7 protein-coding genes are annotated in these 12947 nt (G+C 41.5%); 5 read left to right on the top strand and 2 right to left on the bottom strand.

The features are described from left to right. The first annotated feature begins 116 nt into the window (after nt 1–116). From IM475_RS02280 to IM475_RS02290, 3 genes are read left to right on the top strand one after another with little or no spacing between them, the layout of a single operon-like run. Nucleotides 117–3239: a DEAD/DEAH box helicase gene (locus IM475_RS02280; protein WP_287726548.1), complete on the top strand. Its 3123-nt coding sequence runs from the start codon at nt 117–119 to the stop codon at nt 3237–3239. Between the two features lie 13 nt (nt 3240–3252). Beyond that, nucleotides 3253–4092, top strand: a complete 840-nt coding sequence (locus tag IM475_RS02285) for an SWIM zinc finger family protein (RefSeq protein ID WP_287726549.1) — start codon at nt 3253–3255, stop codon at nt 4090–4092. 21 nt (nt 4093–4113) lie between these two features. Continuing rightward, on the top strand, nt 4114–6138 hold the full coding sequence (locus IM475_RS02290; RefSeq protein WP_287726550.1) for a potassium channel family protein: 2025 nt from the start codon (nt 4114–4116) through the stop codon (nt 6136–6138). A gap of 50 nt (nt 6139–6188) precedes the next feature. On the opposite strand, the gene IM475_RS02295 is transcribed toward IM475_RS02290, so the two are convergent. Further along, on the bottom strand, nt 6189–8096 hold the full coding sequence (locus IM475_RS02295; protein ID WP_287726551.1) for a hypothetical protein: 1908 nt from the start codon (nt 8094–8096) through the stop codon (nt 6189–6191). Between the two features lie 247 nt (nt 8097–8343). Here IM475_RS02295 and groL point away from each other — a divergent pair, with 247 nt between their 5' ends. Both groL and IM475_RS02305 read left to right on the top strand, forming a co-directional pair. Beyond that, complete coding sequence (gene groL / locus IM475_RS02300; protein ID WP_002784220.1) at nt 8344–10026, top strand: chaperonin GroEL; 1683 nt, start codon at nt 8344–8346, stop codon at nt 10024–10026. 190 nt (nt 10027–10216) lie between these two features. Continuing rightward, nucleotides 10217–12106 carry an ABC-F family ATP-binding cassette domain-containing protein gene (locus IM475_RS02305; protein WP_287726552.1) on the top strand — a complete coding sequence of 630 codons (1890 nt, stop codon included), beginning with the start codon at nt 10217–10219 and terminating at the stop codon, nt 12104–12106. 29 nt (nt 12107–12135) lie between these two features. Here the strand turns inward: IM475_RS02305 and IM475_RS02310 are convergent, their stop codons facing one another. After that, complete coding sequence (locus IM475_RS02310) at nt 12136–12603, bottom strand: hypothetical protein (RefSeq protein ID WP_287726553.1); 468 nt, start codon at nt 12601–12603, stop codon at nt 12136–12138. Nucleotides 12604–12947: the final 344 nt, after the last annotated feature.

A 12947-nucleotide genomic window follows, 5' to 3' on the forward strand; every position in this document is an offset into this window, starting at 1 on the left:
GACTTTTGGGTTCGCAAAGGGACAAAAAAGTGTGGAGAATTCTCCCATAATCGCTACAATTTTTCTAGAGGCTAAGTATCGACCTCATTTAAGTTATTTTGTACTCATTAAAAACCATGAAAATTCTTCACGGTACTTGGATTCCCCAATCAACGGACGAATTTATTCAGAAGGGTAGCTTTTATCTTTGGGGAGAAACTAGCACCCCGAAAAAGAGTCGCACCACTGCTGATAATTATCATCCTTTTCAGTTAAGCAAAGAAGAATTAACTAGCTTCCTTACCGGAGAGTTAGGAATAGTTCAATCGAATTATAATCCTCTTAGTCGGCAATTTGTCCCCCGCTACTTTCTTTTACCTAGCCAGGATAATCAACCTTTACCCTCCTTAGAATTACTGCGTTATCTAGAAAAAGAACCCCCAGAAAATAGCCAATGGCAATCTTGGCAAATTGATTGTTATCCCCTTAATCCTGTACTTAAACTGCTCAATGATCTGCACTTTATCTGTCTTTACAACTCCTCAGAGATTCAGTTAGGTGCAGATTTACTTTTTTGGTATCACTACAGTCAAGCTTTTAAAGAAATAATTCTCAAAGATAACTATATTCCTGCTTTTAAATATCGAGAATTAGCCACAGATAACAAGAAAAATGCTAACTTTGCCATCTATCCTCTTTGGGAAATTATATCGGCAACCTACGAAACCAATCTCGATCGCTATCTCGAATATCTTCCCCGCATTTGTCTTGCCGGCGCTGAAAATCCCCATGCTTCACCACAATTATACGACCCCAAAACCCTACTCCGGCACTTCTCCGAATGTCTCCTCAATGAAATTGTCACTAACACGGCAATTCCTGCCAGTTTTGAGAAAAAAATTAGCGAAACAATTATAGGTGATTGCTTCTCTGTGACTAAGGCTGCTGGATTTCTGCAAACTGCCGCTGCCTTAGAAAAATATCAACAGTGGCAAACTTGGAGACAGCAATTACTAGGAGACCAAAATATATCTAGTTTTAGCCTTGGTTTTAAACTAACCGAGACCCCAGAAAATAATATTGAACAGTGGCAAATTACCTTTATCCTCATCTCTAAACAAGACCCCTCCCTGCGATTAGAATTAGACCAATATTGGTATGCAGTCCCCGAAATTAGAACAAGCATACAAGCGCATTTTGGTCAAGATTTAGATAAAAATATTTTACTAAGTTTGGGTTATGCTGCCCGTATTTATCCCCCTATTTGGCAAGGATTAGAAACGGATAAACCGACGGGATTTTCTCTCAACCTTACAGAAGCTTTTACTTTCTTAAAAGAAACTGCTTGGATTTTAGAAGATGCGGGATATAAGGTAATTATTCCCGCTTGGTGGACTCCCCAAGGTCGTCAACGCGCCAAAGTTCGGTTAAAAACCACTTCTAAATCAGGCAAATCTACCCCCGTTAGTAAAGGGATTTTTAGCCTCGAAAACATCATTGAATATCAATATGAATTAGCCATCGGTGAAGAAACTATTAGTCAAGAGGAATGGCAACAATTAATTAACACCAAAACACCCTTAGTTAAATTTCGAGGCCAATGGGTAGAATTAGAACAAAATAAAATGCAGCAAATGCTGGATTTTTGGCAGAAATATCAGCAGGAAAATCCTGAGATGAATCTGATTGAATTAATGAAAAAAGCTGCCGAATATCCAGAGGAGATTATTGTTGAAACCGATGATTTTTTAGGTTCTATGCTAGAGAAATTACAAAATCCTAGTCAACTAGAACCGATCGAAAATCCTCCCCAATTACAAGGAACGCTGCGGGAGTACCAAAAGCGGGGGGTTGCCTGGATTCAATACCTAGAACAATTGGGGTTAAATGGTTGTCTTGCTGACGATATGGGATTAGGAAAAACCCTACAGGTAATTGCTAGATTGATTGGGGAAAGAGAGGGAGATAATAAGGTTTTACCAACTCTGCTAGTTGCACCCACTTCTGTGGTGGGAAATTGGGCAAAAGAAATTGAAAAATTTGCCCCCCATCTTCGGGTTTTAATTCATCATGGTAGTAAGCGCTATCAAGATGAGAGCGAATTTCAGACAGTAGCTAGTCAACAGGATATCGTCATTACTTCTTTTACCTTAGTTCGCAAGGATTTGAAATTATTTAACTCGCAATCTTGGCAACGTTTAGTAATTGATGAAGCACAAAATATCAAAAATCCTAAAGCGGCACAAACTAAAGCAATCTTGAGTTTATCTGCACAACATCGTCTCGCATTAACGGGAACTCCAGTAGAAAATAGACTGCTTGATTTATGGTCAATTTTTAACTTCCTTAACCCTGGTTATTTAGGTAAAGAAACTCAATTTCGTAAAGCTTTTGAAGTGCCAATCCAAAAACAAAATGATCGTCTCCAGTCCACGGTTCTCAAAAAATTAGTGGAACCTTTTATTCTGCGTCGGGTAAAAACCGATAAGCAGATAATTAAAGATTTACCTGACAAAGTGGAAAACAAACAGTATTGTAATTTAACTAAAGAACAAGCTTCTCTCTACGAAGTTGTTATCAAAGAAGTGGAAAAACAATTAGAAGAAGCGGAGGGAATAAAACGCAAAGGATTAATTTTATCTACCCTGATGCGCTTGAAACAAATTTGTAATCACCCGCGTCAATTTTTACAGGATAACAGCGCTTTTACTCCTGAGCGATCACATAAATTAGAGCGTTTAGGAGAAATGCTAGAAGAAGTAATTTTAGAGGGAGATAGTCTGCTAATTTTCACTCAATTTACCGAAATCGGTGACTCCTTACAAAAGTACCTCAAACAAACTTTTCGCTATAATACCTATTATCTTCACGGGGGGACTTCTCAACCAAAACGAGAACAAATGATCGAAGAATTTCAACATCCCGAAACAGAACCTTCCGTATTTATTTTATCCCTAAAAGCTGGGGGAGTGGGGATTACTTTAACCAAAGCAAATCATGTTTTTCATTTCGATCGTTGGTGGAATCCTGCGGTGGAAAATCAAGCCACCGATCGCGCTTTTAGAATTGGTCAACAAAAAAATGTTTTCGTGCATAAATTTGTCACTTTGGGAACCTTAGAGGAAAGAATTGATGAAATGATCGAGGAAAAGAAAAAGGTAGCTAATGCTATTATTAGTAATGATGAATCCTGGTTAACGGAATTAGATAACGAAAGTTTTCGTCAGTTAATCGCATTGAATAAACAGACAATTATTTAATCGAGGTAAACCCATGAATAAATTTAGTAAAACTTGGTGGGGACAACGCTTTATAGAAGCATTAGAGGAATTTACCGACTCAGCGCGTTTGAGTCGAGGACGTTCCTACGCCAAAAATGATAAAGTCAAGAATTATACAATTGATGGTAATTTAATTACTGCTCAGGTGCGAGGTTCCATTAATCCCTACTTTGGAGTTTACAAAGAACCTTTGTATAGCGTGAGTATCGAGATTAAACCAATTACTAAAGCAGAGTGGTCACAAGCTTTATACAATCTTGGTTCAAGAGCGAGTATGATCTCTAAACTGCTGCTGAAAGAAGTTCCCGATAATATTGATGAAGCATTTAGCGATCTGAATCTGCACTTATTACCCCACAGTCAAAAGGATTTTATCACCAATTGTTCCTGTCCCGATTGGGAAAATCCTTGTAAACATATTGCTGGAGTTTATTACCTCGTTGCTTCCCAATTAGATCAGGATCCTTTCCTCTTATTTGAATTACGGGGTATCTCTCGTCAAAAATTACTGCAAGAGTTAGCAAAAACTCCCCTCGGTAAGCTGCTTTCCTCCTCTATCCAAGAGGAAAAAATTCCTCTTAACCCTGTCACTTCCTATCACACTAAACCCGAAACTATACCAGCAGCACAAACAATTGATCTCAAAGAATTTTGGCACTCTCATCACCGTTTACCCGAAAATCCTCAGTTAGTTAAATCTGCAACTATTCCCGCAATTGTCATTAAAAAAGCCGGTGATTATCCTGCATTTTGGGATCAGGATACCTCCTTTATCGAGGTAATGGAAGAAATGTATCAACGGGTACGCAATAAAAATGCAGGTATGTTATAATTTTTAAGACAAGCAGAATCTATGAACCAAGAATCTCTCAGCTTTGTCCATGGGAATGTCAAGTTAGCCGATCGCTTTTTAGTTTGTGGATTGGGTAGTCTCGGACAACACTGCGTCAAGTCTTTAAAAGAGTTTGGGGTTAGCGTCGTCGGTATCGAACTAATACAGCCTCCCAGTTGGGAAATTAATGATTTTCCCGATTTATTAGAGGAAATAATTATCGGTGATTGTCGTCAAAAAAACATTTTAGCAAGAGCGGGAATCGATCGCTGTCGGGCTGCTTTAATTGTCACCAGTGATGAGCGAATTAATGCCACTACTGCCCTAATTATTCGGCAATTAAATCCCCTTACCCGCTTAGTGGTGCGTTCTTCTAAAGATAATCTCAATCAGCTACTTAAGGAACGTTTAGGCAATTTTATCGCCTATGAACCCACCCAACTACCCGCCAATGCCTTTGCTTTAGCCACATTAGGCACAGAAACCCTCGGTTTTTTGCATCTTGACGGTCAGAAATTGCGGATTATCCAGAGACAAATTAGCCCCGAAGATGGTTTACTCGATCGCTTTTTAGGTGATTTAAATACCCCCACCCGTCGTCTGTTAGCACACACAGCCCCCGATGAACCTTTAAGGGCCGGATTTTATCAATGGTCCCCCACCACCACTATCGGGGCCGGTGATACCATTACCACCATCGAGACTACCTATCAAAACATCGATTCTACCCGCCAGAAACCGTCAAATTCTCCCCAGAAGTTGCGGGATTTTTGGCAAAAATTACGCAAAGAAATCCAACAATTCTGGCAATTGAGTTTTCAGCAGCAAATTCACCGGGTGGCTTTCCTGTCAATATTTATCATTATCCTGCTGGTAATTATCGGGACTTTTCTTTTCCATCTCTACGCCCCGAGAGCTTCCTTTATTTCCTCTCTTTCAGGAACAGCGATCCTTTTATTAGGTGGTTACGGCGATGTTTTCGGTGGCTCTAACCCCGAAGATTTAAATGCAATTCCCTGGTGGATGCAGCTATTTAGTCTCTTTTTAACCTTAGCTGGAACCGCTTTTATCGGGGTTCTCTATGCCCTTTTGACGGAAACTTTATTATCATCAAAATTTCAATTTATCCCTAACCGTCCCCCAGTTCCCCAACAGAATCATATCGTTATTGTGGGCTTAGGTCGAGTCGGCAAAGAAGTGGCTAATTTATTACTAGAAATGCAACAGGCGATCGTCGGGGTCAGCTTAAATAGGGATTTTGATGCGACTATCCTGCCAAAAATGCCCCTGATGACGGGAAATATCGAAGAATCTTTAAAAAATGTCAATTTAGATAGGGCTAAAAGTATAGCGATTGTTACTGATGACGAAATCCTCAATTTAGAAGTGGCCCTAACCACCCGCAAACTCAACCCCCAAAGCTACTTAGTCATCCGCACCACCGACGACAACCTTAGTCAACAATTAAGTCAAATTCTGCCCCGCTCTCACATTTTGGGAACCAACACCGTAGCGGCAGAAGCCTTTACGGGGGCCGCTTTCGGAGAAAATATCATCTATCTGTTCCGTTGGGCGCAAAAAACGATTCTGGTGACAGAATACGAGATCGAAGCCGGAGATACTCTCAATGGTAGCTCGATCGGGGATATTGCCTACGGTTATCGAGTCGTGCCGATCCTACACCAACGAGAACGGCAAGCCCCGAAATTAATGCCCGAAGATTATCTCAATTTACGCATCGGCGATCGCATTGTGGTGCTGGCCACCATCAACGGACTGCGACGGGTGGAACAGGGTCGTCGCACTCCCAAAACTTGGCGCGTGCGGGTGGAAAAAGCCTTTAACCGCAATATTGCCGCAGAAGCACCCACCGTGATCAGTCGTTTTTCTAATTGTCCCCTGAAAACCGCCAGCGATCTCATGGAAAATTTGCCGGCGACTCTGGGCGCTCCCCTCTACGAACAGCAGGCGATTCGATTAGTTTCCGAGTTAAAAAAAATTCAAGTTCAAGCATTGGCCATTCCGATTAACCCGAAATCGGGGTAAATGGGAGTTATACTTTTTTTGTCAAACTAGAAGGCTCTCTTGGTCTTTTTTTATGCAGTTAAAGTGACAGTAGCCTTGGCAGTTTGTCCGGAATCAGAAGTAGCAGTAATAGTAATTTTATCCCCAGGATTTCCTTGTGCAGGTGCAGTGTAGGTAAATTTGGCATCAGTCGTATTTTTATCAATTTTACCGCTTTCTGGCGGTGAGATTGTGATGGTGTAGTTACCAACGGGATTAATGCTAAATTCTTGGATTCCATTTAATGCTAAATTTGGCCTAGGCGGAGCGATCAAAATCGCTGGAGGTAGTCCCTGTCCAGTGGAACTAGCCTCTACAATTACTTTTTTCTCTACTTGACTAATTAAATCGGGAATAAGACGTTCGCTAAATCCAGCCACAAAAGCCATTGCCAAAAGTCCATATAAATAGGTGTTATTCCCCTTATCTTCAGTGCTACGCCGAATATCTATGGGAAAAATGTTAGAGTTAAGAATTAGCAGAATAAAGAAAGCGAAACTTCCCCCTAAAATGGGTTTGGTTAAACCAATTAACAATGGCAAGAGGTCATCGTCATATTTTTGATTTTTGGGATTATCAAAATCTTGCAAACGAGTTAGAAGACTAACTCCTCCCCCTAAAGTGCCTGTTATCCACATCAAACGTATAATTGTTATTACTCTGTCCTCGGTATTTGAGCTACTTTCTCCCTGAGCATTTTGGCTACTTTCTCCCTGAGTATTTTGGTTACCTTCTCCCTGAGTATTTTGGTTACCTTCTCCCTGAGCATTTTGGTTACCTTCTCCCTGAGTATTTTGGCTACTTTCTCCCTGAGCATTTTGGTTACCTTCTCCCTGAGTATTTTGGTTACTAGATTTTATGATTGGAGGTAAGGAGAGTAACTCTTTCACCGGAGAGAAGTTCATAATAAACCAATTTACAGGTAAAGCGAACACTAATCCAATTAAAACTTTTGTAGGTATTTTGAAAGAATGGAAAAGATTATCTCTGAAGTTTGCTAAACCACTAACCTTAGAACCTTTTGGGATTTTTCTTAATCCCGTTCTGGCGGCATAGCGTAATTTTTGTGCCAAAATAATATTAGGTTGACCTGTTAAAGATTTAATCGCAATTTCCCCGGCATCTACCACCGACTTTACTTGCATGATATCACAAGGTTTTGAAATGTTCATGAGTTCTACCTGCGCTATCCCTAGTATTTTAATTAATTTGGCTAATTCTCCCTGTACTTCCCGGTCTAATTCTGGAGGAAATCCCGCTACTTGTTCTTTGGTTTTTCCCAGTAAAATATCAATTCTTTGATTTAGTTTAATAACCTCATCTCTAGCTTTAATTTCATTGATTAAATCGTCTAAAGTTTGAAATAAAACACTTGCTTCTTGTACTTGTAGTTGTGCAAAATTATCTTTAAATTCCTTGACTAACTTTTCAAAGGGTTCATCTACTTCAGGAATTGAACTATATTTGTCTAAGTTATCCTTCAGTTCAGCAATCAAAGACTCATTTTTCTTTTGTAATTCCACAGTGGTGGAAAATTTAACCAAAGTATCTTTAACTTTTGTTTGCCAAGCAGTTAGCTTTTCCTTGAGTTTTGGCAAGTTTGCATCGTTAGCATTAGCATCGAATACAATCGTAATTGTTGTAACTAAACTATCAGTTTCTTGGCTGAAAGTATCAAGAGGAGTTTCTGAACTTTTGCCAGTAGATAAAAGGTTGATTGTCTCCACAAGCTGCTCTGTATGAGCTATTATTTGTTTTTCTAATTCTTCTCTGCTAGGTGAAGGGTCTGAAAAAGTTAATCCACCTAGTTTTTGAATAAGTTCATCTTTTAAATTCTTCGTTTCTTGAATGATATCTGTGGCTTCTTTTTGGTGAGCTAATTTAACTTTCAGAATAAATTCATTAATTTTTTGTTCGATAGCAGGATTAAGATTAATCATAGTTGTCTTCTCCTAAAAAAAGGCGAAAATGGGCTCAAATTCGATTATCTCCCCGATGCTACAATAGTTATCATTGATTTTCTGCAATTATTTATAAATCTTGATAAATTTTTATTTTTTTAACTCAATTCAGTCTGCCGTGGGGAGATAACACCCTGATCTCCTCAATGACCGCACACCGGGATTAGCACTCAAGCCCTAAGAGTGCTAAATTAACTATAAGGAGTCCTATCACAACAGCGATACCATGTCCAAAATCATTGCCTTTAAAGATGAATCCCGTCGCGCCCTAGAAAGAGGTGTCAACGCCTTGGCCGATGCGGTAAAAATCACCCTCGGTCCGAAAGGACGCAATGTCTTGTTAGAAAAGAAATACGGCGCCCCCCAGATCGTTAATGACGGCATCACCGTGGCCAAAGAAATCGAATTGTCCGATCCCCTCGAAAACACCGGGGCGAGATTAATTCAGGAAGTAGCGGCAAAAACCAAAGATTTAGCGGGAGATGGCACCACTACCGCCACCATCATCGCCCAGGCTTTAATTAAAGAAGGTCTGAAAAACGTTACCGCCGGGGCCAATCCCGTCGCTTTAAGACGCGGACTAGACAAAACCATCGCCTATCTGGTGGAAGAAATCGCCGCCGTCGCTAAACCGATCGCTGGAGATGCGATCGCTCAAGTGGCCACCGTTTCCTCCGGCAACGATGAAGAAGTAGGACAAATGATCGCCACCGCCATGGAAAAAGTCACCACCGATGGCGTAATCACCGTGGAAGAATCGAAATCCTTAACCACCGAATTAGAAGTAGTGGAAGGGATGCAGATCGATCGCGGTTATATCTCTCCCTATTTCATCACCGATCAAGAAAGACAGATCGTCGAGTACGACAACCCCCTGATCCTGATTACCGATAAAAAAATCAGTGCGATCGCTGAATTAGTCCCCGTCCTCGAAGCCGTTGCCCGTCAAGGTCGTCCCCTATTAATTATCGCCGAAGATGTGGACGGCGAAGCCTTAGCCACTCTAGTGGTCAACAAGGCCCGGGGGGTCTTAAATGTCGTCGCCATCAAGGCCCCCAGTTTCGGGGAACGTCGCAAGGCGGTTTTACAAGATATCGCCATCCTCACCGGCGGTCGTCTGATTTCCGAAGAAGTGGGCTTAAGTCTTGACACCGTTAGCCTCGATCTGCTAGGGCAAGCGGCAAAAATCACCCTAGAGAAAGACAATACAATTATTGTCGCCTCTGGGGACAGCCGCAATAAGGCCGATGTGCAGAAACGTCTCGCCCAACTGAAAAAACAGTTAGAAGAAACCGATTCTGAATTCGATAAGGAAAAATTACAGGAACGCATCGCTAAATTAGCCGGCGGTGTGGCCGTGATTAAAGTCGGGGCAGCCACAGAAACCGAACTCAAGGATCGCAAACTCCGCATCGAAGATGCCCTCAATGCCACCAAAGCCGCCGTGGAAGAAGGTATCGTCCCGGGCGGTGGTACAACCTTGATTCATCTGGCCTCTAAGGTGAAGGCTTTCAAAGCTTCTTTGACTAACGATGAGGAAAAAGTCGCCGCCGATATCGTCGCCAAAGCCCTAGAAGCACCCCTGCGTCAGTTAGCCAACAACGCCGGCGTGGAAGGCGATGTGATCGTGGAAGGTGTGCGCGAGACCGCTTTTAGCGTCGGTTACAATGTCCTCACCGGCAAGTACGAAGACTTAATCGCCGCCGGAATTATCGATCCGGCTAAAGTGGTGCGGTCAGCCGTTCAAAACGCCGCTTCCATCGCCGGCATGGTCCTAACGACCGAAGCCCTCGTGGTCGAAAAACCCGTTAAAGAAGCCGCAGCCCCTGATATGGGCGGCATGGGCGGCATGGGTGGCATGGGCGGCATGGGCGGCATGGGTGGCATGGGTGGCATGGGTATGATGTAATTCCTGATGCCGTCTGGCCCTTGAAAATAATCTCATTCCATTGAGCCAATCTGTCCCTTTTCTCGTTATCGTCGGCATTAGGGGCAGGTTTTTTTTCCTCGGGAAAAACTTTTTCAGCAGAACCTGCTTAATCTATCCTTTGCATTAGTCCAGACACTACACTAGAAAAGAAGGATTATTCCCAGAAATCATGACACTGCTGACGGTTCGATCGCTCAAAAAAGACTTCGGTATCAAGGAAATTCTCAAAGATGCGAGTTTTAGTCTCGATGATCGCGATAAAGTCGGCCTGATCGGTACGAATGGATCGGGAAAATCGACCCTATTGAAAATGATCGCCGGATTAGAAGCGATCGATGGTGGCGAAATTCAAATCAATTCGGGGATGAAAATAGTCTATTTACCCCAGCAACCGGAGCTAGACGACGATAAAACGGTTTTAGAGCAGGTTTTCGCCGATAGTGGCGAAAGTATGACTTTAATTAAGGAATACGAGGAATTGTCCGATCGCCTTGTCCATGAGCCAGAAAATCTGGATACTATTATGGAACGTTTGTCAAGGGTTTCGCAACAAATTGATAAACTTGCCGCCTGGGATTTAGAAACCAACGCTAAAGTTATTTTAAGTAAACTGGGTATCGATAATTTTAATGCTCGCGTGGGAGATTTATCGGGGGGATATCGCAAAAGAATCGCCATCGCTACCGCACTTTTAGCCGATCCTGACTGTTTATTGATGGATGAACCCACAAACCATTTAGACGCGCTTTCCGTGGAGTGGTTACAGAGTTATTTGTCCCGTTTTCGGGGAGGATTATTATTAATTACTCACGATCGCTATTTTCTCGATCGAGTGACTAATCGCATCATTGAAATCGATCGGGGAGATTTATCTACTTATTCCGGTAATTATGCCTATTATCTAGAAAAAAAAGCTTTAGCGGAAGAATCGATCGCCAGTAGTCAACGCAAACACGCGGGAGTTTTGCGACGGGAATTAGAATGGTTATCCCGGGGACCAAAAGCGCGCAGCACCAAACAAAAAGCACGGATCGATCGCATTCAGGCAATGGGTAATAAGGAATTTAAACAGGTGGAGGGAAAAGTCGATATTGCCACCGCAGGAAGACGCATCGGCAAAAAAGTTATCGAAGTAGAAAAAATCTCGAAAGCTTACGGAGATCGCACTTTAATTAAAGATTTTACCTATATTTTTACCCCCGAAGATCGCATCGGTATTATTGGCAGTAACGGGGTAGGAAAATCTACTCTCATGGATATTATTACCGGGAAAACTCTCCCCGATTCAGGCACAGTTGACATCGGTTCCACTATTCATATTGGTTACTTCGATCAACAATCCGATGATCTCAATATCAACGAAAATCAAAGAGTGATCGAATATCTGAAAAGTGTGGCCGAATTAGTCAAAATCCTAGACGGCAGCGTTATTACCGCTTCCCAGATGTTAGAAAAATTTCTCTTTCCTCCCGATCAACAGTATGCACCAATTTATAAACTTTCTGGAGGAGAAAGACGACGCTTATTTTTACTACGAGTTTTGATGAGTGCGCCTAATGTTTTAATCTTAGATGAACCCACCAATGATCTCGATGTGCAGACTTTAGCAATTTTAGAAGAATATTTAGAGGACTTTAACGGTTGTGTGATTGTTGTTTCCCATGATCGCTATTTTCTCGATCGAGTAGTTGATACTATTTTTTCCTTTGAAACCGGGGGTAATATCCGTCAATATCCGGGTAATTATTCCCTTTATCTCGATCAGAAAAAAGAGGAGGAGGAACCAAAAGAAAAAAAAGTCACCCCAAAAACTGTTAAAGCTTCTCCGTCACCCGTCAATAAGAAAATCTCTTTTAAAGAGAAAAAAGAATACGAAGATATCGAAAAACAAATACCAATTTTAGAATCAAAAAAAGCTGAAATTGAACAGGTACTTTATGGAGAACCCCTAGAAGATTTTACCAAAATAACCGCTCTAACCGAAGAATTAGCTCAATTGAGTCAAAAAATTGATACTTTAACTGATCGCTGGTTAGAATTAGCGGAAAAATTAGGCTAGGATGATCCCTATTTTCCCGATCGATTTAGTCAAAACTGAGTGATAATTTCCGGTGAATCATCCTCATCCATGACCAGATCTACCGACTCCACCCGCAAGAGGGCCAAATTATCCTTAACCACCCCTTGAAGATAGATTTCCCCCATCCCTTCACCTCCTAGATCGATCGAGCCGAAAACTTGACCGGTTTTGGTATTAAAATTAAACTGAAAATAATTAGCTGAGGAAATTCCCTCGCTGACATTATCGTATTTAGCGATCTCCTGACCACCATTGTCATAAAAAGATACCCGAAAATCTTCTAAAACTTGCATCTTTCCCGAACCTTTTTCTGAAAAGATAGTCGGGGCCGTTTTTTCATCATAACTAAAAGAACCTTTAGCTGTATAACCCTGATTTCCCAACCATTGAAAATCGATCGTCACTGCTAAAACCCCTTGGCTATTCATGTTAGCAACTAAAAGGAAAGCTAATAAAGTCAATATCATCTTTTTCATTAGTCGGTTATTTGGCTCTCTTATTCTTTGTATGATAAGTTTAACTTATATAGTAGCGATCGGTCTTTGTGTCCTCTGTGTCTGGAGTGGTTCATTCCACTCACTGCCCCAAGACTGTATCTTAGAATACATTTTACCCACCAAACCTAAGAGAGCCATTATTTCAGTTATCAGTGATCAATCACTACAACCGGTCTTCGGGGGAATTTCTATGAGGGACTCTTTCTATCCCTATAAACCTTAGGAAAACTTCAATTACATGGGTACAAAAAAAGGAAACCCAAATGATCTTTTGTGGGGGGTAACTTCCGTTTGCTGATATTACCCTATTTTAAGACAAAACT

Origin of the sequence: Microcystis sp. M061S2, from assembly GCF_020245605.1 — a bacterium.
In the GTDB taxonomy this organism is placed as follows: Bacteria; Cyanobacteriota; Cyanobacteriia; order Cyanobacteriales; family Microcystaceae; genus Microcystis.